The sequence below is a fragment of the Amphritea sp. genome, from assembly GCF_050300915.1.
In the GTDB taxonomy this organism is placed as follows: domain Bacteria; phylum Pseudomonadota; class Gammaproteobacteria; order Pseudomonadales; family Balneatricaceae; genus Amphritea.
Genome location: NZ_JBNKYN010000005.1, coordinates 78339 through 103515, shown reverse-complemented (window position 1 = coordinate 103515; position 25177 = coordinate 78339). Strand labels below are relative to the sequence as shown.

General features: G+C 51.1%; 22 protein-coding genes and 1 pseudogene. 11 read left to right on the top strand and 12 right to left on the bottom strand.

The window, feature by feature from the left end:
- Positions 1-226 precede the first annotated feature (226 nt).
- From ACQY8X_RS02600 to ACQY8X_RS02585, 4 genes are all read right to left on the bottom strand, one after another.
- Positions 227-1546 carry a type II toxin-antitoxin system HipA family toxin gene (locus tag ACQY8X_RS02600; RefSeq protein ID WP_428033577.1) on the bottom strand — a complete coding sequence of 440 codons (1320 nt, stop codon included), beginning with the start codon at positions 1544-1546 and terminating at the stop codon, positions 227-229.
- Positions 1543-1878, bottom strand: a complete 336-nt coding sequence (locus tag ACQY8X_RS02595; RefSeq protein ID WP_428033576.1) for a helix-turn-helix domain-containing protein — start codon at positions 1876-1878, stop codon at positions 1543-1545. The genes ACQY8X_RS02600 and ACQY8X_RS02595 overlap by 4 nt, the downstream gene beginning before the upstream one ends.
- Before the next feature lie 347 nt (positions 1879-2225).
- Entirely contained in the window at positions 2226-3011 is a 786-nt protein-coding gene (locus ACQY8X_RS02590; RefSeq protein WP_428033575.1) for a PhzF family phenazine biosynthesis protein, read from the bottom strand.
- Positions 3012-3111: 100 nt separating this feature from the next.
- Complete coding sequence (locus ACQY8X_RS02585) at positions 3112-4302, bottom strand: magnesium transporter (protein WP_428033574.1); 1191 nt, start codon at positions 4300-4302, stop codon at positions 3112-3114.
- Positions 4303-4619: 317 nt separating this feature from the next.
- On the opposite strand from ACQY8X_RS02585, the gene hpaD reads away from it, so the two are divergent.
- Together hpaD and ACQY8X_RS02575 are read left to right on the top strand one after the other, a co-directional pair.
- Positions 4620-5546 (top strand): 3,4-dihydroxyphenylacetate 2,3-dioxygenase, encoded by a 927-nt coding sequence (gene hpaD / locus ACQY8X_RS02580; protein ID WP_428033573.1) that lies wholly within the window; start codon positions 4620-4622, stop codon positions 5544-5546.
- Positions 5547-5745: 199 nt separating this feature from the next.
- Positions 5746-7518: a substrate-binding domain-containing protein gene (locus ACQY8X_RS02575; RefSeq protein ID WP_428033572.1), complete on the top strand. Its 1773-nt coding sequence runs from the start codon at positions 5746-5748 to the stop codon at positions 7516-7518.
- A gap of 91 nt (positions 7519-7609) precedes the next feature.
- Here ACQY8X_RS02575 and ACQY8X_RS02570 read toward each other — a convergent pair whose 3' ends face one another.
- The gene (locus ACQY8X_RS02570) at positions 7610-8071 is read right to left on the bottom strand and encodes a DUF3237 domain-containing protein (protein WP_428033571.1); all 462 of its coding nucleotides are present in this window, start codon (positions 8069-8071) and stop codon (positions 7610-7612) included.
- 309 nt (positions 8072-8380) lie between these two features.
- On the opposite strand from ACQY8X_RS02570, the gene ACQY8X_RS02565 reads away from it, so the two are divergent.
- Positions 8381-9394, top strand: coding sequence for a TRAP transporter substrate-binding protein (locus tag ACQY8X_RS02565; protein ID WP_428033570.1), 1014 nt, complete (start codon positions 8381-8383; stop codon positions 9392-9394).
- A gap of 102 nt (positions 9395-9496) precedes the next feature.
- Here ACQY8X_RS02565 and ACQY8X_RS02560 read toward each other — a convergent pair whose 3' ends face one another.
- Both ACQY8X_RS02560 and ACQY8X_RS02555 read right to left on the bottom strand, forming a co-directional pair.
- Positions 9497-10474 carry a 2-dehydropantoate 2-reductase gene (locus ACQY8X_RS02560; protein ID WP_428033569.1) on the bottom strand — a complete coding sequence of 326 codons (978 nt, stop codon included), beginning with the start codon at positions 10472-10474 and terminating at the stop codon, positions 9497-9499.
- Between the two features lie 21 nt (positions 10475-10495).
- Complete coding sequence (locus ACQY8X_RS02555) at positions 10496-11266, bottom strand: class II aldolase/adducin family protein (RefSeq protein WP_428033568.1); 771 nt, start codon at positions 11264-11266, stop codon at positions 10496-10498.
- Between the two features lie 115 nt (positions 11267-11381).
- On the opposite strand from ACQY8X_RS02555, the gene ACQY8X_RS02550 reads away from it, so the two are divergent.
- Positions 11382-12347, top strand: coding sequence for a LysR family transcriptional regulator (locus ACQY8X_RS02550; RefSeq protein WP_428033567.1), 966 nt, complete (start codon positions 11382-11384; stop codon positions 12345-12347).
- A gap of 27 nt (positions 12348-12374) precedes the next feature.
- On the opposite strand, the gene ACQY8X_RS02545 is transcribed toward ACQY8X_RS02550, so the two are convergent.
- Positions 12375-12992, bottom strand: coding sequence for a TetR/AcrR family transcriptional regulator (locus tag ACQY8X_RS02545; RefSeq protein ID WP_428033566.1), 618 nt, complete (start codon positions 12990-12992; stop codon positions 12375-12377).
- A gap of 170 nt (positions 12993-13162) precedes the next feature.
- Between ACQY8X_RS02545 and ACQY8X_RS02540 the strand changes: the two genes are divergently transcribed.
- The gene (locus tag ACQY8X_RS02540) at positions 13163-15190 is read left to right on the top strand and encodes an FAD-dependent oxidoreductase (protein ID WP_428033565.1); all 2028 of its coding nucleotides are present in this window, start codon (positions 13163-13165) and stop codon (positions 15188-15190) included.
- Positions 15191-15232: 42 nt separating this feature from the next.
- On the opposite strand, the gene msrA is transcribed toward ACQY8X_RS02540, so the two are convergent.
- Positions 15233-15703: a peptide-methionine (S)-S-oxide reductase MsrA gene (gene msrA / locus ACQY8X_RS02535; protein WP_428033564.1), complete on the bottom strand. Its 471-nt coding sequence runs from the start codon at positions 15701-15703 to the stop codon at positions 15233-15235.
- A 317-nt stretch (positions 15704-16020) separates the two neighbouring features.
- On the opposite strand from msrA, the gene ACQY8X_RS02530 reads away from it, so the two are divergent.
- Positions 16021-16671 carry a TorF family putative porin gene (locus ACQY8X_RS02530; RefSeq protein WP_428033563.1) on the top strand — a complete coding sequence of 217 codons (651 nt, stop codon included), beginning with the start codon at positions 16021-16023 and terminating at the stop codon, positions 16669-16671.
- Between the two features lie 164 nt (positions 16672-16835).
- Here ACQY8X_RS02530 and gatB read toward each other — a convergent pair whose 3' ends face one another.
- The 3 genes and pseudogenes from gatB to gatC all read right to left on the bottom strand — a co-directional run bounded on the left by gatB (position 16836) and on the right by gatC (position 20188).
- On the bottom strand, positions 16836-18293 hold the full coding sequence (gatB, locus tag ACQY8X_RS02525; protein WP_428033562.1) for an Asp-tRNA(Asn)/Glu-tRNA(Gln) amidotransferase subunit GatB: 1458 nt from the start codon (positions 18291-18293) through the stop codon (positions 16836-16838).
- A gap of 118 nt (positions 18294-18411) precedes the next feature.
- A pseudogene (gene gatA, locus ACQY8X_RS02520) lies at positions 18412-19861 on the bottom strand (Asp-tRNA(Asn)/Glu-tRNA(Gln) amidotransferase subunit GatA).
- A 39-nt stretch (positions 19862-19900) separates the two neighbouring features.
- Positions 19901-20188: an Asp-tRNA(Asn)/Glu-tRNA(Gln) amidotransferase subunit GatC gene (gatC, locus tag ACQY8X_RS02515; protein ID WP_428033561.1), complete on the bottom strand. Its 288-nt coding sequence runs from the start codon at positions 20186-20188 to the stop codon at positions 19901-19903.
- A 156-nt stretch (positions 20189-20344) separates the two neighbouring features.
- Between gatC and ACQY8X_RS02510 the strand changes: the two genes are divergently transcribed.
- From ACQY8X_RS02510 to rng, 5 genes are all read left to right on the top strand, one after another.
- On the top strand, positions 20345-21388 hold the full coding sequence (locus ACQY8X_RS02510) for a rod shape-determining protein (RefSeq protein ID WP_428033560.1): 1044 nt from the start codon (positions 20345-20347) through the stop codon (positions 21386-21388).
- Between the two features lie 64 nt (positions 21389-21452).
- Positions 21453-22364 (top strand): rod shape-determining protein MreC, encoded by a 912-nt coding sequence (mreC, locus tag ACQY8X_RS02505; RefSeq protein ID WP_428033581.1) that lies wholly within the window; start codon positions 21453-21455, stop codon positions 22362-22364.
- A complete protein-coding gene (mreD, locus tag ACQY8X_RS02500) occupies positions 22357-22845 on the top strand; it encodes a rod shape-determining protein MreD (protein WP_428033559.1) in 489 nt (162 codons plus the stop codon). Before mreC ends, mreD begins: the two co-directional genes overlap by 8 nt.
- Positions 22846-22863: 18 nt before the next feature.
- The gene (locus ACQY8X_RS02495) at positions 22864-23463 is read left to right on the top strand and encodes a Maf family protein (RefSeq protein ID WP_428033558.1); all 600 of its coding nucleotides are present in this window, start codon (positions 22864-22866) and stop codon (positions 23461-23463) included.
- 183 nt (positions 23464-23646) lie between these two features.
- Positions 23647-25131: a ribonuclease G gene (rng, locus tag ACQY8X_RS02490; protein WP_428033557.1), complete on the top strand. Its 1485-nt coding sequence runs from the start codon at positions 23647-23649 to the stop codon at positions 25129-25131.
- The last annotated feature ends 46 nt before the right edge of the window (positions 25132-25177 follow it).

Here is a 25177-nt window from a genome sequence, read left to right as displayed (position 1 = left end):
TGGTCTTTTTTTTGCCTGAAATTCAGTGGTTTTAAGCTGGCATAGAAAGCGTCGGGCTCGGCCCTTTATAAGGGCAGGAAGGTCGTTGGTTAAGATCTGGCTCCGCTACCAACGTAATAATCAGAGGTGTATCGAAAGGGTATGCCTTTTTATGTCTGATGTAAGTCAAGCGTGTCGTATCTTAATTATTCGTTAACTGAGATAGCCTTTATTTTGTGGATAGCCTTTATTTTGTGACTTCAATCTTAAAGTCTTGCTGAAGCTTAGCCCAATGCGATCTAAGGTCTTCTTTGTGCGCTTCGTTCATCGGTAATGCTTTCAGAGCCTCAGGCCATAACTCTCTTGCCTTGCTCATTGTATCGTCCAAGTTAGGCTTGATCACTCGCCACGGAATGCCAGACCTGCCTGCCCACGACTGAAAGTGTGCCATGGTGACTGTATACCACTCTTTTGTTTTACCTAAATTGAGCGCGTATTGGGTTTCATTCTCGATATAGACATTGGTTGTTACGATATCGTATGCAGGAGAAAGTCGAGGCGTAACCTTATCAGGGTACAGGAAGCTCCAGTTCTTAAGGTGCGCATCGCCATTCGCCAAGAGAATATTCACCAGTAACCGCCTTGCGAACTGCTGAGCGTCGGCCAGCCCGTCGCCAGAAAAGTCATAGATGACTTTGCCGATATTCTCGTAATTAGCGGAAGTGTATTTTTCGTGCGGGTACTTCACCAGAATTTGCGCGAAGTCTTCCATGTGGATGCGCTGACTCATGTTTTGATCTACGGGGTCACGATCAAACCGCTTAATAGCAAAGGCTTGCTTTTCATCTGGCAGGTTAATTTGTGGCAGATTATCCAGCTTGTCCAGTTCAACCAGCTTGATTTCGGGAATATCAACTCCAGCTAATGCGGCTAAGGACATGGTAGTGTATTCGTTCAGAGGTACGAACTTATGCTTGGTTGAGGGCGTTTTGATAATCCAGTCGCCCAGTACATCACCTTTGGATAAGTTATAGCGTCCATCCTTTTCCTTCATAGAAAACTTCATCTGCACGCCAGCCAAGGAAAACTTGTTTTCTCTTCCTTTCTTGTGAAGAGTATCTTTATCGAACTTAATCGCCTTAGCCTTTCCGTGCGTGTTCAGTACGTAATCGGGAACATCATCCGGCTCCATTGGCGTGGCTTCTATAGCCCCCGGCAAGTCTTCGCCAAGATACGAGAGAATATGAAATTCATTATCAACGTGCACCTTCAGGCCTTGAGCGATTAGTTCTCGCAAAGATCCTTCCGGCAGCAAGTTTGAAAGCACGGGATGTAGTCGCTGATTTCTTGCCCATGACTCTGCCATGAGCCTGGCTGCATTCGGAAACTTCGGGTGGGTAATCAGGCTGAATGTTGGGCGATCAGGGTTGTTCCTGAATGAATCTGCAAAGCTCAACACATTGCGGCCATTCTTAAACCCTGCGAGATAGCCGATTAATACGCCATGAATTGAGAGCTGTAATACATTCATTTCATCGCCCACTTCATTTCTGGCATCTGCGCTCATTCATTTTCTCCCAACAAACCCTTCCATGGATCATCCGCCAATGGGTTACTTTGTTCTTTTCTCTTCTGGCTTTGCTTAGTTTGTGTCCCAGTTGATGCCAAATTATCGTCGGCCAGTACCGCCAGCACAGCATTCAGCTTTTCCTGTGGTATCAGCATCAATTCACCTTTTAGCCCCTTGGCGACAAGCTCAAGGGTATCCAGACGCGGATTGCCCTTGGATTCCAATCGTTGATATTGCTGGCGCGATATACCAACGCGCAGCATCATATCGTGCTGCTTGAGTTTTAGTGCGATACGGCGTTTTTTGATCTGTTCGAGTAATGAATTCATGATGAAACTTATATGTTGCTATTTTTCCATGAGAAACATATTAGTTTCTTTTTTGTAATAAAGCAACGTATAGATTGCTTTTTGGTATGTAGAGCGATTTGATTAGAAAAAGAAGCATATATGTTGCATCCTATCAATGAGTCTATTTTGAGTCGCTTGCTTATCGTACGCATTTAGGAAAGCTAAATATCAAAAGCTTATAAAGCTCCCCGGTCAGCTTTTCAGGTTGGCAAAGCAAGTGGCGTAAGAGGCTACGGGTCACCGGCTGCCAAGCCCATCCTGTGTCATCTGATGGCAATGCTATCGCGTTTCTACGGTTGCAGTTCGGCTGACGATCTACTGGGTTACTAAATCGTTATTATGCCTTCCATATAGGTTACCGCTTTACCTGATATGTGGACTTCATCGGCTGCGTTTTGGCAGAATAACGTCCCCTCTCTGGATGATAACTGCAATGCAGTCATCTGGTTACGGGATAGCTTCTCGGCCCAGTAGGGGATAAGAGAACAGTGGGCTGAACCTGTAACCGGATCTTCCAGAATACTCGCCTGAGGGGTAAAGAAACGAGAAACAAAGTCCACACTATCGCCTTTGGCAGTAACGATAATTCCTCCCGGATCCAGATTGATCTGATCAAGAATATTCCTGTTTGGCTGTATGCTGCGAATATCTGCTTCGCTATCAAAGACAAGGAGATAGTCACGGGCTTTAAGTACTTCGATGGGGGGAATATGCAAGGCATCCAATATCGCCTGAGGGGCTTTATCGGTTAATGGTTTTCGGGATGGAAAAATCAACGTAATCAGATCGTTATTGATTTTGACCGGGAGTTTGCCGCTTGTAGACTGGAAAATCAGATCTGATTTGCTATAGCCTAAGTGCTTTGTTATTACATGTGCTGCTGCCAGAGTGGCATGGCCGCACAGATCCATTTCAATTTCGGGCGTGAACCAGCGGATCTCAAAACCTACTTTATTCGGAACAAAAAACGCGGTTTCAGCCACAGAGTTTTCCATCGCTATTTGTTGCATCAGCGCGTCACTGATCCACTCTTTCAGCGGACAAACGGCGGCTGGGTTACCTCCAAATAGCGTGTCTGTAAATGCATCAACCTGGAAAATACGCAACTTCACTAGTGACTCCTTAAGGGGAAGGGGGAGAGATGGATGGAAGGTGGCCTATGCTGATGAAAGACAGCCCTAACTTTTTTGCAAAACTCAACCAGCTTACTGATTACATCAGCAGGCTGGTGGCGAGGAATAGCATCAGGCCCATACCGAGAATATCGGTAAAGGTGGTCAGGAAGATGCTGCTGGCCATTGCCGGGTCGGCACCAAAACGTTTCAGGGTTACAGGGACCAGTACCCCAAAAATTCCGCTGCCGATGCAGGCGCCCACCATGGCGACTAACACCACCAGTGCAAGTATTGCAGAATTTTCTGTGCCACTGATACCTGCATAGATCCACATTGCCAGTGCAGCGACTAAACCCACAAAGAAGCCGTTCATGGCACCAAGAATAATCTCTTTTCGCAGCACTCTGGAGATGGATATGCCGGCCAGTTCTCCCAGCGTCATACTCCTCAGTGTGATTGCCAGCGCCTGACAGCCGGTGTTGCCACTTTGCCCTGCGAGCACCGGCAGAAATACGGCAAGCACGACGATACGGGCGATGGTATCTTCAAACATCCCGACGACAAAGGCCGCAGCAAATGCAGTCAGCAGGTTGACCTGTAGCCAGGGGTGACGCATGCGAAATGATTCAAGTATCGGGGTGGTGATGCGCTCCTCTTTATCCACACCTACCATTGATCCTGCCTGAGCACTGATCTCGGTGGCGACATATTCAAACAACCGCCAGCCGTAGACCAGCCCCAGCAGGGTGCCCTCTTCATCGGTCACCGGATAGAGGCGATGGCGTTGTAACAGGGCCGCGTTGACCGCTTCAGGCATCTCAACATCGGGTGTGAAGGAAAATGGATCGTGCGTCATGATCTGTTCAAGAGTCTGTCCGGGACTTGCGAGCAGCAGATCGCGCATCGCCACAACCCCCAGTAGTTTCTCGTCTTCATCGGTAACGTAGATATAGGTGATGGTGATGGAGGGGTCTGCTCTGACAATGTAATCGAGAGCGCTGGCCACGGTATCATCCGGTGACAGAGTGCCGAAAACCTCTGTCATAAGTTGACCAATGGTTCCCTTGATGCCTTCGAGAGAGTGTTGTTCGTTGTCATCATTTTCTTTGCGGCCCGCCTCAGATGCGAGGTGGGCGGCTATTTTCAGCGTGACCTCACTCGGTAGGTCGTGAAGTGTGCTTTCAATCGTATGGGGTGCTTGCCGGGCCAGCAGTGATGCGGCAATCGCCGAATCCATATCGGCTAAGGTGATTGTGCTGGCGTCAGTGACACCGTTGTCGCTATTCATATCAGGAGCTCTCATGACCGATTATCAGCAGGTTATACGTAAACAGCTAAACAATAGTCCAGTTATATGACATACGCTACAGCTGTTGTTTTACAAACCCTTTTAAATTCAATGTCTTCACTACTTATAGAATATGAAAATTGTAATAGTGGTTGCAATTTAGTTAATATGTTAACAAAATAGGCGAATTAAACTGACTGTGGTCTGTCATGTAGATGATGTGATCGCGTGTGCTGAGTGCGGTCTGCCTGAATGGGGTTTTCAGTCTGACATATTCAGCCCCGTCTGTGGATAACAAGAGATAAGAGGAAACTGAAATGGGTAAACTGGCATTAGTCGCGAAAATTACGCATGTTCCCAGCATGTATCTGTCTGAACTGGATGGACCGCAAAAGGGCTCACGACAGTCTGCTATTGATGGCCATATAGAGATCGGCAGACGCTGCCGGGAGCTGGGTGTTGATACCATTGTGGTGTTTGATACCCACTGGCTGGTCAATGCCAACTATCACATCAACTGCGCGCCCCATTTCAAAGGGAACTATACCAGCGGCGAACTGCCTCACTTTATCTCTAATATGGAGTTTGAATATGATGGCAACCCGGAGCTGGGTAAAATTCTTGCAGCTGAGTGCAGTAAGCAAGGGGTAGAAACACTGGCTCATGATAAAACCTCACTGGGGCCAGAGTATGGCACTATTGTGCCTATGCGTTATATGAATGAAGACCGCCACTTTAAGGTGATCTCTGTGTCCGCGTTATGTACCGTTCACTATCTGAATGATTCAGCCCGTCTGGGCTGGGCGATGCGCGAGGCGATTGAAAAGCATTACGATGGTACGGTGGCCTTCTTTGCCAGTGGTTCACTGTCTCATCGTTTTGCGCAGAATGGTCAGGCGCCTGAGTTTGCCAATAAGGTCTGGAGTCCGTTCCTGGAAACCCTTGATCATCAAGTGGTGGAGATGTGGCAGCGGGGCGACTGGAAAACCTTCTGCGAGATGCTGCCTGAATACGCCGCCAAAGGTCACGGCGAAGGCTTTATGCATGATACCGCGATGATGCTGGGAGCGTTGGGGTGGAGTGACTACGAAGGTCAGGCTGAGGTTCTGACACCCTATTTTGGTAGTTCAGGCACCGGTCAGATCAATTGTGTATTCCCGGTAACCGAGCAGGACGGATCTGCAGTACCCGGGCCTCAGGCATCGGTTACCGCCAGCTTCGCACCGGGGGCCAGCCGTTTGTAAGTTTAACTGTTTTAAAACCTAAAAGTTCTTGCCGGGAGGTCAGCCTGACCTCCCGTCACCTAAGTTCGGCCCCCTCTCTGACTTACCTCTTTTGCAATTATCTGTTTTGAATAGCTTTTTACGCACGGTGTAATATTTACGAAATTTATCCTGAGTAAAATGCCCGGTCTTGTTGCTGTATCACCGCCGGAGTTACGTCGTGAAAACTACTCTGTTTGACCTGATTTGGAAGCTGAAGCGAGCCCTGGAGAAACAGGGGCATGAAGCCATTGATCTGCATAAGTTTACCGAGGATGGCGAGTATCGCCGAACCATTCTGTTGAACGCAGATAGTGGCCAGTTTCAGTTCAGTGCTGGAATCCGGGCGATTTATAAAGATCTGCTGAAAGATGAAGCCCTGGACCTGACCAAAGAGATCGATCTGCAGCAGGCTGTGGCGGATGATCCGGATAACTTTGTTGCAGCAAAAGTTGAGGTTGCGCCGCCCGTCGACGTTAAGTTAACGTCCGAATCGCAACCAAGGCCCCGCAGAATTGTTCCGGTACTGTTGGGGTTGATGCTGTTGTTGGTGCTGGGCGCTGGTTTTCGGTATTTTTCACCCTCGGAGAGTAGTGCAACCGCGTCTCAGGTGTTTGCGCAAGCCCCGCTGAATCCAGGTGCTGCACCCGAACGGTCGCTCTTAAAAGAGCAACGCCTGTTTCGTTTACACGGTTCAAACACTATTGGCGAGACCCTGGCACCGGAGCTGCTGAAAGCCTTTTTGACTGACCTGGGGGCAGAGGATATTCAGTTGCGCGCAACCCCGGTTGATGTCGAGAATAATCTTCTGTTCCATATGCCTGGGGATAACGTTATCTCACGTATCGAGATGCAGGCGCACGGTTCCAGTACCGGGTTTAAAGCACTTGAGCAAGGGCTTACCGACCTGGCGATGGCTTCACGGCGGATTAAAGATACTGAGAATGAGAGGTTGTCGGGGCGCTATGGTGATCTGAGATCGAAAGGCACCGAGCATATTATCGGTATGGATGGGCTGGCGGTGATCGTTAACCCGGCTAACCCGGTCAGTCATCTGAGCACGGCGCAGCTGGCGATGCTGTTTTCCGGCACCGTGGATAACTGGTCGGCGTTTGGCGGGCCGGATCTTCCGGTTAAAGTGTATGCCCGGGATGCAAATTCAGGTACCTGGGACTCGTTTAAGTCGATGGTGCTGAAAACACATGATAAGACGCTTTCCGCGCAGGCTGAACGGATTGAGTCCAGTATTGAACTGTCTGATCTGGTTAGTAAAGAAGCCGGTGCGATCGGTTTTATCGGCCTTCCCTATATTCTGCGGGCTAAGGCACTGGCGATCTCAGATGAGACCAACGCTCAGCCGATCTATCCGACCTCGTTTACTATCTCTACCGAGGATTATCCGCTGGTGCGCCGGTTGTACATGTATGAGCCAGCAACCGTAGGCACCGGCTCTGTTATAGATCAGTTTATCCGTTTCGTGTTGTCTGAAAAGGGTCAGGATGTCGTCAAAAAGGCTGGATTTATCTCGCAGAATGTTTACAAAACCCGGCCTGTTCTAAGTAATCATCTGCCTTTGGAATATCGGCAGCTGACGCAAAATGCAGAAAGGCTCTCTCTCAATTTCCGTTTTCACAGTGGCACTATCATGCTGGATAACAAAGCCCTGCGAGATCTTGACCGGGTGGTGAAATACTTTGAAGATCATCCGGGGCAGTCCGCTATTCTGGTGGGCTTTTCCGACAGTATTGGTGAGCCGGAGAGCAATCAGCATATTTCCCAGCAGCGAGCTCAGACGGTGGGGCAGGCCCTGCTGGCGCGGGGTATCAATGTGCAGCTTGTTGAGGGGCTGGGGGAAGCGGTGCCTATCGCCTCCAATACAACCCGCTCAGGGCGTCAGCGTAACCGTCGGGTAGAGATCTGGGTGCGCAGCCCGGATGCGCTTGCCGGGTATTAAAGCGGCCTGATTATGTTGAGCCCAATGACTTACCAGGCATTGTCGGGCTGCGATACCTTGCATGTTGTTGCCACCTGATGTTTGCGTTTCTCTACAGTACTTCGTAGAAATGCATCTCGACCCGATCGGGCCTGCGAATCCCGGTACCGATAAACATACGTTCGGTGATCCACCTCATGGATGGCGCATCCGTTTCAAAGGTTGGGTGGCAGCGGAAGTATATCTCCGCTGGATCGACCGGCTCCCCTTTGATCAGTCGTTCAGTGATTTCCGGTGCTGCGACCCGTATGGCTCGGTTATGCACATAGATCAGCTCTCCCTCAGAGGTTTCCAGCACATAGTGAGCATCCAGGTCTGCCATGCGCGGTGTCAGAATCAGCTGATAATCCGCGCCACCCGGAAGGACCTTGCCCGACCAGCCATGGCCTTCGACACTTCCGCCAGTAATGGGTATCACCCGTCGTTGTCCGTGCTGCGCATGGCCAATCTCCTGGGGGGCATCGACTTTGACTGTTAATTCTGCAAAGTGTTTAAGCTGCGGCGTGTGACTCATTCTTATTGTTCCTTTAATTGCCGGTATTCAACGTAACCATCTGTTTTGCTGTCTGTGCTATTTTCTTATAAGAAAAATATTGAGGGGGGGCGAAATTTGTTTAGCTTCTTCCCTATAGTCTTTTTGTTAATATGCTAATTAATACTCATTGTTTAGTATGTCAACAGTAGAGGGTTTTATCAACGATCAGAGAGGAAACCGATAAGGGAGAGAGCGCAGGTTTATGCCATGAGTCCCGCGGATAAACACCGGGGTGTGGCGTTTCAAGTAAGGCTTTTTGTTCAACCAACAACTAATCAGGAAGCAGAGATGAAAAAAATAACAAAACTCTTAGCCTCAGCAACTGCGTGTGCCGGGGTGTTTATATCACTCAGTGCATCGGCTGTCACAATGCTGAAGGTGGGAACCTGGCTGCCACCGACGGCACCACAAAATGCGATTGTCTGGCCTACCTGGGCAAAGTGGGTTGAAGAGGCCACCGAAGGACGGGTTAAAGTTGAACTTGAATATGGCCTGGGGCATCCCAAGTCGATGTTTGATCTGGTAGAAGACCAGGTTATCGATGCCAGCTTTACCGTTAATGGCTATGTTCCAGGCCGTTTCTCTCTGGGGAGCATTGCCGAGCTTCCGGGAGAAAGCCCCGATGCTGAGAAAGCCTCTGTTGCGCTGTGGAAGGTACAGGAAAAATATTTCAACCAGGCAAATGAATATGATGGGCTGAAATTACTGGGGCTGTTTGTACATGGGCCTGGTCAGCTGCACACCACCTTCCCGGTTAATTCACTGGCGGACCTGAAGGGTAAGAAGATTCGTATTGGGGGCGGCATAGCCAGTGAAGTGGCGAAGCGTCTTGAAGTAACTGAAGTGGCGGCTCCTGCACCAAAAATCTATGAGATGATGCAGCAAGGGGTGGTTGAAGGGGTTTTTCTGCCGGTATTGGACCTGAAGTATCTGCGACTGGCTGAAGTCTCTAAATATCTCACGGCCTTCCCGGATGGGATGTACACCACGACCTTTAGTTTCTTTATCAATCCGGACTCATTTGCTGCGCTGAGTGAAAAGGATCAGCAGGCGCTGATGAGTGTATCAGGTGAGAAACTGTCCCGTTTAGCGGGTAAAACCTGGGGTGAAGCGGATGTCAACGGCTATGCTGCAGCCAAAGAGAACGGCATTGTAATCAATCGTCTGAGTGAAACTGATCCGATGGTGGTTGAGCTGAAAGCAAAAACTGCCGATATGGCAGCGCAGTGGGTTGAAACGGCGAAAGCTAAAAACGTTGATGGTGCCGCGGCGCTGGAAATGTTCCGCTCGCTGGCTAAGTAACGTCAATCAAAGAGGTTTATAAAGAGTGTCTCTGAAGAGGGTTGGCAGCCAGTTTTCATCTGAAATTGTCTGTCAGACCCTTTTTGCTGTAGGCGGTCTGCTTTAGTCGGCCGGTCGCTGACTGTTGTCCAGCTGGCGGATTAAACCGTAAAGTGCAGCGATACAGGGCACCTCTTTACCAAGCTTTTCCGCTATCTCATAGACCACACCAACAAGGGCTGCATATTCCAGCGGTCGCCCCGCCTCAATATCCTGTAGCATTGAGGTTTTGAATGCGCCAAGTTTTCGGGTCGTTGCGTTTCGCTCTTCGGGCGTTTGCGTAACAATGCAGCCTAGCAGATTGCCGATCTCCAATGCTTCGTGCATCGCTTTGCAGCAGAACTGATTCACCAGTGGGTCATCAAGGATGCGATCAGCGGTCGCGCGGGTCAGGGCTGAAACCGGGTTGATGGTCATATTCCCCAACAGCTTGTACCAGATATCCTGTTGGATTCTGTGTGATATCTCAACCTCGAAACCCGCATCTTCGAGGATTTTACCCAGTCGCAGAGTTGGTTCTGACGGTGCGCCATAGGGTTCACCGATAATCAGGTTATTGCCCATGTTTAGTCGGACGATGCCCGGAGAGAGGGTGGTTGCTGCGAGGTGAACAACACAGCCAATAAGCTGATGACTGGGGATGAAATCCCGCAGGTCTCCCTGAGGGTCGATTGTGTTAAGTATGCGGTCAGCAGGTGCACCCGGAAGGCCATCAAAGAACCACCAGGGAACCCCATTCATTGCCAGAAGAACACGGGTGTGCTCTCCGATCAGCGGTTTAAGCTGTTTGATGATCGCATTCATCGAAGGTTGCTTAACGGCGATAATAATCAGATCCTGCACGCCAAGACTATCCGGTGCGGACACCGCCGTCACCGGATAAAAACGGGTTTGATCATCTTCTGTCAGTCCGACCCCGTGTTGCTGCAATGATTGCAGAGTGTCTCCCCGGGCAATCACGGTAACCGCTATTCCCGCAGCACTGAGCCGCGCGGTAATCAGGCCGCCGATTGCGCCAGCACCATATACAGATACATTCATAGCGGGGCTCCTTTAAGCAGATTAGCGTTTGTATGAGGGATCCTGTTTTTCAACCAGTCGCTTCATTGCGGCAAACACATCTGCGCCCGCGCCAAACTTAGGATCAAAGTTTAGTGAGTCTCTGGTGCACTTCTTCACGATCTCTTCAGGAATCTCACGTACTTTACCCATCGCCATTGAGGCACACTGCACTTCGCAGGCACGGTTTACCAGCCACATCAGGGCAAACGCCTGGGCAAGGTTGGCTCCGATTACCACCGGGCCATGGTTGCGTAGCATCAGCACCGGTTTATCTCCGGCGCTGGCGAGGATCCTCTCACCCTCATCCATATGTACCGTGATCCCCTCAAACTCATGATAGGCAATCTTATCGTGTAACTGCGCTGCGTAGAAGTTGCTGTAGGAGAGGCCCTCTTCTAAGCAGCATACTGCCAGTGTCGCCGTGGTGTGAACATGCATGACACAGTGGCCACCGGGGACTTTATCGTGAATCTGACTGTGAAAGGTAAAGCCTGCGGGATTGATGGGCCAGTCTGAGTGACCGATGATATTGCCCTCAATATCAACTTTGACCAGATTGGACGCGCAGACCTCGCTGTAGTGCAGGCCGAAGGGGTTGATGAGAAAGTGGTTATCCTCATCGGGGGCCCGTAAAGAGATGTGGTTGTAGATCGATTCATCCCATTTCTGGTAAGCAAAGATTCGATACATAGCCGCCAGCTCTATCCGGGCCTGCCACTCGGTTTCGCTGAATCGGGATGGGCGATCATAGTAGCGGTTAGTTAAAGACATTCTCTATTCTCATATTTATTTTGTGTGATCCAGGTGTCGATATTAATTAAACTCGCCACAATAAAAAGCATAACAAATATTGGTCTGCTCAATATTTTTCTTATATGCTTTCGCGATGAATACAAAACAGCTGATCTACTTCCTTAAAACCGCAGAGCTGAGCAGTATCGCCGCTGCAGCGCGTGAGCTGGATATTGCGCAGCCGAGTATCAGTCTGCAGCTGGAAAACCTTGAACATGAGCTGGGCACCTCGCTGTTTGATCGTGACTATCGGGGCGTGCGGCTGACGGAGAGTGGCCAGTTATTCAGAACGCATGCGGAATCCATCATGCGCCAGGTCGATCAGGCTAAACTGGATATCCGGCAGGCTGAACTGGAACCCGTAGGTCGGTTGGTGCTGGGTATGACGCAACCGATTGGCAACGTTGTTTCTGTGCCATTATTGAAGCGGGTGGAGCAGCGCTATCCAAAAATAGAGCTGGATCTGTTTGCCGGGCTTTCCTATAACCTGTCGGCACAGTTGCTCAGCGGTGAGATTGATCTGGCGATCTCCTCTCCAGATGGTAGTGATATGAAGCAGCTGACCCGGGAAGCGCTGTTCCGGGAGAAGCTCTATCTGGCGATGGGGGCATCGCCTCAGGTGAGTACGCAGTTGCCACTGCGTGAACGTTCGCAGATCACCTTTACTGAGTTTGCCCAGCATGAGGTTATTGTCACGGGGCGGCAAGACTCACTGGGCTATGTGTTACGTCAGTATGAGCAGCAGACCGGTGTTAAGGTGCGGCAAAAACCTGCCTTTGGTCAGTTAATGACAACCTTGCGCTACGTTTCCGATGGCTATGGTATGTTATTGAGTCCATCCTCATCGTTTTATCACCTGGAGGAGGCTGGGCAGATCCATGCGCTTGAGATTACTGATCCCGCAATCGAACGGGATGTCTATATCTCTACGGTGGCTAACCGTCCGCGTAGTTCGCTGATACGTGCGGTTATCCCACTGATTCATGAAGTTGTCCGGCAGGAACATCGTGCGGGTCACTGGCGCGGTGAACTTATAACGGATGATAATGCGTCTGAATAGATGAAGTTTGCAGAGTGGGGATGCTGCTCAGGACTTAAACATCATGTTTACAGCGCTATCAATTATCTGGTTCATGCTGCTTTGCTCGGTATAGATGCCATCATTTAACAGGCGGCACAGGCCGTGGAGTGTTGCCCAGCAGATCTGAGCGGTTCTTAATGGAGAGTCTCCGGCGTTGATGACTCCCTGGTTACAAAGGGATTCGATCCAGTTTAACCAGCTTTTAAAATGCTGTCGGGAGATCTTCTGTAATGATGCCGTAGGTGTCCCATTGCGCCATATTTCACGGCCAAACATCAGATCGTATTGTTCGCGGTTTTGGTAAGCCTGCTCTATATAGGCATGCACATACTCTGAAAAGAGTGTGCTCAGTTGTGCAGAGCTCTCTTTCGCCCGGATCTCACCCAGAAACGTTTCCACCCGTTCAAAGCCCTGTTCTGCAATCGCACACAGCAGTGCGTTTTTATCTTTAAAGTGATGATAGGGGGCCGTGCGGGAGACGCCTACCCGGTCAGCCAGCTTGCGCATCGAGAGGCTTTCGGTGCCACCTTCTGCGATCATTCTGGTTGCGGTCTCTAACAGTGATGAATAGAGATCGCCATGATGATAGCTACGGGATGTGGGTATGGTGTCGGTATGTTTCATCAGGGCAATTTATCAATCAATCTTGACAGTGTCAAAATATCGTTTTATCTTGACACTGTCCAGTTTGGTGTTTGTGTTGTTTTGCCCGATGTGGGGGCTCGTTGAGCTGCCTGTAGCGTTAATACCGTGATGGACGCCTGATTCAGAATAAGAATATTGAGGAACAAAACATGAGCACTACCGCCAACCGCTACCCTCATCTATTAGCGCCGCTTGAGCTGGGCTTTACGACGCTGAAAAACCGGGTCCTGATGGGGTCCATGCATGTCGGCCTCGAAGAGGTACCCAACGGTTTTGAACGTATGGCTGACTTTTATGCGGAACGGGTCAGAGGTGGTGTTGGTCTGATTGTTACCGGCGGCATTGCCCCTAACCCTGAAGGTGGTGTAGTTGCAGGCGGGGCGATGATGGTGACGCCGGAGGATGCAGAACGGCATCGCATTGTTACCGACAGAGTACATGCCGAGGGCGGCAAGATCTGTATGCAGATTCTGCATACGGGGAGATACGCCTACAACCCTAAGCTGATTGCGCCATCGGCCCTGCAAGCACCGATTAACCCTTTCCCGCCCCATGAAGTGACCCCGGAAGAGATCGAACAACAGCTAGAGGATTTTGCCCGCTGTGCCGGGCTGGCGCAGCAGGCAGGCTATGACGGTGTAGAGGTGATGGGGTCAGAGGGCTATTTTATCAATCAGTTTATCGCCCGCCGCACCAATCAGCGTGATGACGAGTGGGGGGGCGATTATGATAATCGTATTCGCTTTGCTGTTGAGGTGGTCAAACGGGTGCGCCAGCGCGTTGGGAGCGATTTCATTATCATCTTCCGGTTATCAATGCTGGATCTGGTGGAAGGGGGAAGTAGCTACGATGAGATAATCACCCTGGGTAAAGCGATTGAAAAGGCGGGGGCTAGCATTATTAACACCGGGATTGGCTGGCACGAGGCGCGTATCCCCACCATTGCAACGAAAGTGCCCCGGGCCGCTTTCACCTGGGCTACAGCTAAAGTGCGGCAAGCGCTGTCAGTGCCGGTGATCACCTCTAACCGGATTAATACCCCGGAGGTGGCTGAACAGGTACTGGCCCGGGGCGATGCCGATATGGTCTCGATGGCCCGGCCGTTTCTGGCTGATCCTGAGTTTGTTCGTAAAGCTGCCGAAGGGCGCAGCGACGAGATTAACACCTGTATCGGTTGTAATCAGGCCTGTCTGGATCACATCTTTGCGGGCAAACTGACCAGCTGTCTGGTGAATCCCCGTGCCTGTCATGAAGCTGAGTTTCAGGTTGTCGCCACCGATACACCCAAAACGCTTGCTGTGGTTGGTGCGGGTCCTGCGGGACTGGCGTTTGCTACTACCGCGGCTCAGCGGGGACATAAGGTGACGTTGTTTGACTCGGCAAGCGAAATTGGCGGGCAGTTTAATATTGCTAAGCAGATTCCGGGGAAGGAGGAGTTTAACGAGACGTTGCGTTACTTTGGTCGCCGCATTGAACTCGATGGGGTCTGCCTTAAACTGGAGCACCGGGTAACGGTGGATGAACTGCAGCAGAGTGATTTTGATGAGGTGATTATCGCCACCGGCATTATTCCCCGGGTACCTGATATTGAGGGCAAGGATCACCCTAAAGTCCTTAGTTATCTGGATGTGGTTCGTGGTGCCCCTGTGGGTCGTAGTGTCGCGGTGATTGGTGCCGGAGGGATCGGTTTTGATATCAGTGAATATCTGACCCATCAGGGGCCATCAACCAGTCAGGATATTCCCGCCTTTATGCGTGAATGGGGAGTGGATATGAGTATGCAGTCCCGTGGTGGTGTAGAGGGTGTCGAAGCGGCTCCGGAACCTGCTGCGCGGCAGATCTATCTGCTGCAGCGTAAAACCTCTAAAGTGGGTAACGGATTAGGCAAAACAACCGGTTGGGCGCATCGGTTAGGCCTGCAAAAGCGCCATGTGGAGATGTTATCCGGCTGTGAATATCAGCGTATCGATGATGTCGGTTTACATCTCAGCGTCAATGGTGAAAACCGCTTGCTGCAAGTCGATAATGTTGTCCTCTGTGCCGGACAGGAGTCTCTGCGGGAGCTGACCGTGGGTCTGGATAAGCCATTTCATCTTATCGGCGGGGCGGATCTGGCAGCCGAGCTGGATGCCAAACGGGCGATAGAGCAGGGCACCCGTCTGGCGTTAACTATCTGAGTTATAGCAATAGCGCAGCCGGGGCCTTCCGGTTGCGCTTTTTCAGATAGAACAGCCGCCGTGACCGTTCTTAGCATGGTACTGCTGATGGTATTCTTCGGCTCGCCAGAACTGTTCAGCGGGGGTGATTTCGGTAACAATCGGGTTGCCAAAAATACCGCTTTTATCCAGTACGACTTTGCTTTGCTCGGCCATAATGCGTTGATGATCATTATGGTAGAAAATGGCAGAGCGGTATTGATCTCCAATATCAGGTCCCTGCCGGTTGAGGGTGGTTGGGTCATGCATCTGCCAGAAAATATCCAGTAGAGTGTCATAACTCACTTTCTGCTCATCGAACTCCAGCTGTACGACTTCTGCATGGCCAGTCATCCTGTCACAGACATCCTTATAGGTGGGGTTTTCAGTATGTCCTCCCATATATCCTACGGCGGTTGATGTCACCCCAGGGGTGCTGGCAAAGCGTGATTCCACTCCCCAAAAGCATCCTGCTGCAAATGTTGCGGTTGGCATGCTACTGCTCCTGTTTGTTTCTGATCTGTTGTTCTTTGCTTATAGATAGATGTTAGACGGATTTTCATCTTTTTGGATCATTTTTATTGTGTTTATTTGCTAAATGACAGCCTGATGACATAAATGTTAATTTTTGGTGCGGTGCAGCACGTAATGCGCTTTTGTGGTTCCCGCAGGTTATTGCGCACGCTATGCGATTTTTATCAACTATTTGATAAATATGGAGATAGCACGCTCATGGCGTGCTGCTTGCTACCCCTTTTCTCAGTTAATAACTCTTTTGCATTGCAAAAAGACTATCTGTAAGGGGAACGTCAATGAAAAAGCTTACTAAAACGCTAATCGCTTCTGCGCTGCTATCTGCTTCTGCTGCCAGCTTTGCCGGTGTGTCCGCCAATGTGGGTGCTATGAGCGACTACTGGTTCCGTGGTCTGGATCAGTCTGGTGATGGTGGTAATGCCAGCATGATGGGTGGTCTGGATTATGAAAGCGATATGGGCTTCTATGCAGGTACCTGGCTGGCATCACTGCCAAATAATATCGAGTATGACCTGTATGGAGGTTATAACGGCTCGTATGAGGACTTCAGTTATGGCGTTGGTGTAATAACCTACCTGTATGATGACTCTGATACCGGCAAGTATTTTGAGTATAACCTGAGTGCTGGTTATGGGCCGATCTCTATTGGTTACAATATTGGTACTCTGAAAGATGTACCGGGTTCTGCCGATGTGGATTACACCTTTGCCAGCATTACGGGTGAATACGAAGGTGCTTACCTGACCTATGGTGTTTATGGCGACGAAGTTGATGGTTCCTATTTCGAAGCGGGTTATGGCATGACCTATGAAGGTCTGGATATGTCGGTTGCGGCAATTTTCCCGGATGATGACAACTCAGCCAATGCCTGGGTAAGTGATACCGACAAGCTGACCTTTACCATCAGCAAGAGCTTTGATCTGTTCTAAGGTGTTCGGTTTCAGGGAGAGGTTTGTATCTCTCCAGAGTATTTAACGTAAACTGGTTTTGCCCCGGCAGCGATGTTGTCGGGGCATTTTTTTTGCACATTGATCAATAAAAAAACCGGTCAGCGCAGTGGGCGCTGACCGGCTTGGTGTGATGCTTTTGATGATCAGCTGTTGGCTAATGCATCCAGCTTCTGTTTCAGTAATCCCTGCACCTGACCCGGGTTAGCTTTACCTTGGGAGGCCTGCATTACCTTGCCCATAAAGAAGCCGATCATCTTGCCGCGCTTATCTGGCTCAGCGCTGACATACTGATCAACCTGGGCTTGGTTAGCGGCGATCACTTCATCCACCATCGACTCAATCGCACCCGTGTCAGTAACCTGCTTCAGGCCTTTCGCTTCGATCACTTCATCTGCGCTGCCTTCGCCAGCCCACATCGCTTCAAACACCTGCTTGGCAAGCTTGCCGGTAATGGTGTTATCTTTGATGCGTAACAACAGGCCGCCGAGCTGTTCCGCGCTGACCGGAGAGTCATTGATGTCGGTGTCGTTCTGATTCAGGTGTTTTGACAGCTCGCCCATCACCCAGTTGGCGGTTAGCTTGGCATCGTCAGCAGCCTGAGCGGCGGTTTCGAAATAGCTGCTCAGATCACGGTAGGCGGAGAGCACCATCGCATCGTATTCGCTCAGTTGATACTGCTCGATAAAGCGTGCTTTACGGGCATCCGGTAGTTCCGGCAACGTGTTACGCAGCTGCTCGATATACTCATCATCAATAACGATGGGCAGCAGGTCGGGGCAGGGGAAGTAGCGGTAATCGTTGGCTTCCTCTTTGCTGCGCATTGAGCGGGTTTCATCTTTATTAGCATCATAGAGGCGGGTTTCCTGGGTGATATGGCCGCCATCTTCGAGAATATCGATCTGCCGTATAATCTCGCCTTTAATCGCTTTTTCAATAAAGCGGAAGGAGTTGATGTTTTTGGTTTCGGTACGGTTGCCGAACTTTTCCTCACCCTTGTAGCGTACTGAAACGTTACAGTCACAACGGAATGAGCCTTCCGACATGTTGCCGTCACAGATTCCCAGGTTGGTGACGATGGCGTGAATCTTTTTCACGTAAGCAACCGCTTCCTCAGCGCTGCGCATATCCGGCTCGGAGACGATCTCCAGCAGAGGTGTGCCTGCCCGGTTAAGGTCGATACCGGTCATGCTCGGGAACTCCTCATGCAGAGATTTACCGGCATCCTCTTCCAGGTGTGCCCGGGTAACACCGACGCGCTTGGTGGTGCCGTCTTCCAGTTCGATATCAACATGGCCGATACCCACAATTGGGTGGAACAGCTGGCTGGTCTGGTAGCCTTTAGGCAGATCGGGGTAGAAATAGTTTTTCCGGTCAAACACTGATGTATGACCGATCTTTGCATCAATTGCCAGACCAAATAATACCGCCATTCGCAACGCTTCAGCATTGAACACAGGTAGTGTGCCTGGCAGGGCCAGATCGACTGCGCAGGCCTGAGTGTTGGGTTCAGCACCAAAGGCGGTGCTGGCGCCGGAAAATATTTTGGACTTAGTCGCCAGTTGGGCGTGAATCTCAAGCCCGATGACTGCTTCCCATTCCATTCTGTAAACCTCATCTTGCAGCGTGTTAAGCCTTTAGCCTGAACAGCAACTGCGTTAAATTCTGTTTCCCGTGGCGGCCGCCGTTGAGCGGCCAGGTCGTTTTAGCGAGCGGGTCTCTTCAACGTACGGGGCGTTGCGTGTGCCAGTCGGTTGCCTGCTGGAACTGGTGCGCAGCATTCAACAGGCGCTCTTCGGCAAAGTAGTTGCCGATCAGTTGCAGGCCAACGGGTAGTCCGTTGGCAAAACCACAGGGGATAGACATACCTGGCATACCGGCGAGGTTGAGGGAGATGGTAAAAATATCTTCCATATACATCGCTACCGGGTCAGATGTTTTCTCGCCCAGCTTAAACGCCGGATGAGGTGTAGTTGGCCCCATGATGATGTCCACCTCTGTCAGCGCCTTGACAAAATCCTGCTGAATCAGACGACGGATCTGCAGTGCTTTTTTGTAGTAAGCATCGTAGAAACCCTCTGATAACGCATAGGTGCCGACCATGATACGGCGCTTAACCTCTTCGCCAAATCCCTCTCCGCGACTGCGTTTGTACATATCTTCCAGATCAACCGGATCTTCACAGCGGTAACCGTAACGCACACCGTCAAACCGGGACAGGTTAGATGAGGCTTCAGCCGGCGCAATAATGTAGTACGCCGGAATCGCCAGATGGCTGTTTGGCAGGCTGACCTCTTTAATGGTCGCTCCCAGTGCCTCAAACTCTTTGATGGCGGCCTGCACCTGTGCGGTGATCTGCGGATCGATCTCATCAGAGAAAAACTCTTTTGGCAGACCAATTTTTAACCCTTTAAGCGAGTCATTAAGCTTCAGGGTGTAATCGGGAACCGGCTGGTCGAGGCTGGTGGAGTCCTTAGGATCGAAACCGGCCATTACGTTCAGCATCATCGCTGTGTCTTCCGCGGTACGCGCCATTGGGCCGCCCTGATCCAGCGAGGAGGCATAGGCGATCATGCCGTAGCGGGATACCCGCCCATAGGTCGGCTTCAGTCCGGTAATGCCGCACAGCGCGGCAGGCTGGCGAATGGAGCCACCGGTGTCAGTTCCGGTGGCGCCGGGTACCAGGCCGCCGGCAATGGCCGCTGCGGAGCCGCCGGATGAGCCTCCCGGGACACAGTCGGTGTTCCAGGGGTTGCGTGCCGGGCCGTAAAAAGCTGGATTCGTTGGAGGAGCCCATGGCGAACTCGTCCATATTGGTTTTACCCAGGCTTACTGCACCAGCGCTGTTGAATTTTTCAATTACTGTGGCGTTGTAGGGTGAGATAAAGTTGTTCAGCATGCGTGAGCCGCAACTGGTGCGTACACCCTGGGTGCAAAAAATATCTTTGTGGGCGATCGGCAGACCGGTAAAGGGGCCTGCGTCGCCAGCGGCGCGGCGCTGATCAGCGGTTTCAGCCTGAGCGAGTGCCTGCTCTTCGGTGACAGTAATAAAGCTGTTCAGGGCGCCATCTTCGGTGTTGATCCGGTCAAGGTAGTTGCGGGTCAGCTCAACACTGCTGTATTCACCAGTTGCTAACCCCTGCGCCAGTTCGGCGAGTGTCTTGTCTAACATAACGTTTTTAAATCCTTAAAACGGGTGTCTGGTGCGAGATTACTCGATCACTTTAGGAACCTGAAACAGCCCGGCTTCAACAGCCGGTGCCACGGTCTGAAGCAGGTCACGCTGGTTGCCCTCGGTGACCTCATCAATGCGTAAACGCTGGATCGCATCCATCGGATGGGCCATCGGTGTTACGTCATCGGTATTGATCGCCTGCATCTGGTCAACCAGGTTAAGAATATCACTGAGATTCTCAGCATATTCCTGAATATCTTGCTCGGCGATATTTAATCTTGCCAGATGAGCGATCTTTTCGACGTCTGTGCGGTCTAAAGACATTATTGGATTCTCATTGCTATGGAATTTGGTCTGATAACTAAATAAAGCGCTACGTTAACACATTTGCAGCTTGCCCAAAATCCCCGCCATTGCTACAGTGGGCCTGTTTTTTTGATCAAGTGAATGTGCAGTCGCACAATCTAAGGCGGACAACCGATGTTTAAGAAGATTCGAGGGCTTTTTTCCAGTGACCTTTCTATTGATTTGGGCACTGCCAATACCCTTATTTATGTTCGCGATAAAGACATTGTACTGAATGAACCCTCAGTTGTTGCTATTCGTCAAAGCAGTAATGGGTCGCAGAAGACCGTGGCAGCAGTGGGTACTGATGCAAAACGGATGTTAGGTCGTACGCCGGGTAATATTACCGCTATCCGGCCGATGAAAGATGGCGTTATCGCAGATTTTCATGTCACTGAGAAGATGCTGCAGCATTTCATCAGTAAGGTGCATGGCAACAGTTTTTTGACTCCGAGCCCCCGGGTTCTGGTATGTGTTCCCTGTCAGTCGACACAGGTTGAGCGCAGGGCCATTAAAGAGTCAGCCATGGGCGCAGGTGCCCGCGAAGTCTATCTCATTGAAGAACCGATGGCTGCTGCGATTGGCGCAGGTTTGCCGGTGGATGAGGCGAACGGTTCGATGGTGGTGGATATTGGTGGTGGCACCACTGAGATTGCGATTATATCGCTTAACGGTATTGTCTACGCTGAATCTGTCAGGGTCGGTGGTGACCGTTTTGACGAGGGGATTGTGACCTATGTCCGGCGTAACTACGGCAGCCTGATTGGTGATGCCACCGCTGAGCGGATTAAGCAGGAGATCGGTACGGCATACCCGACCTCTGAAACCCTCGAAATTGATGTGCGCGGCCGTAACCTGGCCGAAGGTATCCCCCGTAGTTTCACACTCAACAGTAATGAGATTATGGAAGCCCTGCAGGAGCCTCTCTCGGCGATTGTTCAGTCAGTTAAAAGCGCGCTGGAGCAGTGTCCTCCTGAGCTGGCATCAGATATCGCTGAACGCGGCATTGTATTGACCGGTGGTGGTGCGTTGTTACGCAACCTGGATAAGTTGATTAGTGAGGAGACGGGTTTACCCGTGATCGTTGCTGATGACCCTCTGACCTGTGTTGCCCGTGGCGGTGGCCGGGCCCTGGAGCTGCTGGATAAACACGCATTTGAACTGCTGACCTTTGAATAAGTCTGAATGATCTGAATGGTTGATTTACCCAATCTAATGGAACAGTTCCAACAGGGGGTGTTCCATCGCTAGTATATTCAGTAGCGGGTCCTTACGGGCCCGTTTTATTGTGCTTCTGGTGCTGTCTATTGTGCTGATTGTGCTGGACCTTAAGTGGGCCAGTATGCATAAAACACGCTCCTACCTTTCTCTGCTGATTACCCCGTTGCAATGGGTAGTTGATGCTCCGGCGCAGGTGGCGGATGACCTCAGCGATGTGTTGGTGACCCGCAGTCAGCTGTCTGACGAAAATCGGCGCTTACGTCAGGAGGCCTTGTTGCTGAAGCAGCGGGTGCAGCAGGTGTCGGCGCTGACCGCTGAGAATGTGCGTTTGCGCGAGCTGCTCAATGGTCGTCAGCGACTCGAGCAGGATGTCTTCCTCACCGAGCTGATTGGTGTCAATCCGGATCCATTTCAACATCAGATTATCCTTAACCGGGGTTCAGAAGATCATGCCTATGTGGGTCAGGCGGTGCTCGATTCCGGTGGTATTATGGGACAGGTAGTTGAAGTGAGTCACTATACCAGCCGGGCGATGCTGATTACCGATTCGCGCCATGCGATCCCGGTTGAGGTTAATCGTAACGGCTTTCGCTCTATTGCGCTGGGAAATGGTTCGGTCAATCAGCTTGAGCTGGTGCATGTACCTGATACTGCCGATATTCGTGAAGGGGATCTGCTGGTGTCTTCCGGACTGGGTGGACGTTTCCCGCGGGGCTATCCGGTCGCTAAAGTGGTCAGTGTGCAGCGAGACCCTGGTGAGCCATTTGCGTTGGTTAAAGCGGAACCCGCCGCCATGCTGAATAAAAGTCGCCATATCTTGTTGGTAGATATGCCGCAAGCGCCGGAGCTGCCTCCCGAAGATAAACCGTTACACACTGAGAAGCTAAAGCCTCAGCAGGCCGGTATCGATGTTCAGGAGAGTGAGGGTGAATAATCAGGGAGGCGGTGGCGGATCGATTATCCTGGCCACCTTTCTGGTGGGTTATATGCTTAGTCAGATGCCGCTGCCGCAGTTTGCCGAGTGGTTCAGGCCTGAGTGGGTTGCCATGATTTTGATCTACTGGGTGATGGCACTGCCTGAGCGGGTTGGCCTGGGGACAGCAGCGCTGGTAGGTTTAGGACTCGATCTGATTAAAGGCAGCCCGATGGGGCTGAATGTTTTATCTCTGTTGATTATCGCTTATCTGACATTGCTGCTGTACAAACGCCTGAGGATGTTTCCGCTGGTGCAACAGGCGGTGATGGTGATGGTGCTGGTGGGGATTAATCAATTGATCTTTAACTGGGTTCACAGTCTGATGGGAACCCGCAGTGATAGTCTGATCTTTCTTCTGCCTGCAGTGATGAGTGCGGTGCTGTGGCCCTGGTTGTTTATTGTTCTGAGAGGGCTGCGCAGAGCCTTCAGGGTGTCCTGATGTCTGGTGGTGCCTTATATGACTGATAGAAGTGGGGAGGTTCCCAATCTGGTGCTTGCCTCTGCGTCTCCCCGACGCTTAGAACTGCTGCAACAGATCGGTGTGAACTGCAGTGTCAGCCCGGTTGATATCCCTGAGATTCCCGGTGTGGGAGAACTGCCACAGTGCTTTGTTGAGCGACTGGCGCGGGAAAAAGCCCGTGCTGGTTTAGCGGTCGCGGCGGAAGGCGCAGTGGTGCTGGGGGCTGATACCGTGGTGGTCTGTGATGGCCGGATTCTGGGCAAGCCGGTTAACCGGGAAGATGGCCTGGCAATGTTGCAGCAGCTTTCCGGCTCTGAACATCAGGTGATGACCGCCGTGGCGGTCACCAACCGGGAACGAATGCTGACAGAAGTAGTCACTACAGATGTACGTTTTCAAATATTGAGCCTGGCTCAGTGTGAGCAGTACTGGGCGAGTGGCGAGCCCTGTGATAAAGCCGGAGCTTATGCTATTCAGGGGTTGGGTGCCGTGTTTGTCGCGAATATTAAGGGCAGCTATTCTGCGGTGGTCGGTTTGCCATTGATGGAGACTGCCGTACTGCTGGATGCCTTTGGTATCCCGGTGTGGCAGGTTTAGCGATCAGTCAGACCAGCAGGCACTGATGAAGAGCTCAGTGCAGCTACGCGTGGCTTTTGTCCCGGTCTTGTTTTAACGTAACGTAGAGAACAGCAGTGTTACCGTCGCTACAGATAACGCTGCTTTTGGACAGTACCAGAGTATATTGACGGGGCCTGCAGGTGGGTCTCCTAGGGACGGATTATGAGTGAAGAGATTCTGATTAACTTTACCCCGATTGAGACCCGTGTCGCGGTGATTGAAAACGGTATGCCGCAGGAGATCTACGTCGAAAGGGCTGAGCGTCGCGGTATTGTCGGTAATATCTATAAGGGTAAAGTCGTTCGCGTTCTGCCTGGTATGCAGGCCGCATTTGTCGATATCGGCCTGGAGCGGGCTGCGTTTATTCATGTCGATGAGTTACAGCATCCGGATGATGATGAGTCGGGTAGTAACGGTAAAGCGAATCTGACCATCAATCGTTTGCTGCGAGAGGGTCAGTCACTCACCGTACAGGTGACCAAAGACCCGCTCGGTACCAAAGGTGCGCGCCTGACAACCAATCTTTCTATTCCCTCACGATACCTGGTGTATATGCCGGGCAATGAACATATCGGCATCTCCCAGCGCATTGAAGATAGCGAAGAGCGTGAACGTCTGCGTAAAGCGGTGGAAGAGGTGGTTGCTGGAATGGAGGACCAGAATACCAAGGTAGGCGGATTTATTCTGCGTACTGTATCAGAGGGGGTCTCAGAGGCTGAGCTGAAACAGGATATTCTGTTTCTCTGTCGCTTATGGGACTCGATCTCACGCAAAGTTGAAGAATACAGCGCACCCACTTGTATCTATGAAGATCTGCCCCTGAATATGCGGGCGTTGCGGGATATGGCGCATGCCGGAATTGAGCGGATCCGGGTGGATTCTAAAGAGACCTTTCAGCGCTCACAGCAATTTGCTGAAGCACTGGTACCTGAGATCAGTAATATCCTTGAGTACTATCCCGGTGAACGACCTATTTTTGACCTCTATAATATCGAAGAGGAGATTCAGAAAGCACTGGGACGCAAAGTAGAGCTGAAGTCTGGCGGTTATCTGATTTTTGATCAGACCGAAGCGATGACCACTGTGGATATCAATACCGGTGCTTATGTAGGTCATCGTAATCTGGAAGAGACGATCTTTAAGACCAATCTGGAAGCGGCTACGGCGATCGGCCGTCAGCTGCGGCTGAGAAACCTGGGCGGCATCATTATTATCGACTTCATCGATATGCTTGATGAAGATCATCAGCGTCAGGTGTTGCGAACCCTCGAACGGGTGTTGGAAAAAGATCATGTTAAATGCAAGGTCACCGGGGTGTCTGAGCTGGGGTTAGTCGAGATGACCCGCAAGCGGACCCGCGAAAGCCTGGAACATATTCTCTGTGAACCCTGCGCACACTGTCAGGGCCGTGGTTCGGTAAAAACCCCGGAAACCGTCTGTTATGAGATATTCCGCGAGATATTACGACAGCACCGTGCCTATGATACCGATGCCTATCTGGTGCTGGCATCTGACCGGGTGGTGGCGATGTTATTGGATGAGCTGTCGGATCATGTCGCTGAGCTGGAGGCCTTTATTGCGAAAACAATCCGTTTTCAGGTTGAGCCGATGTATGGCCCTGAACAATATGATGTGGTGTTAAGGTAGTTGTGTCGTCTGTCGGGCGGATATTAAGGGCGCTTAATCGCTGGCT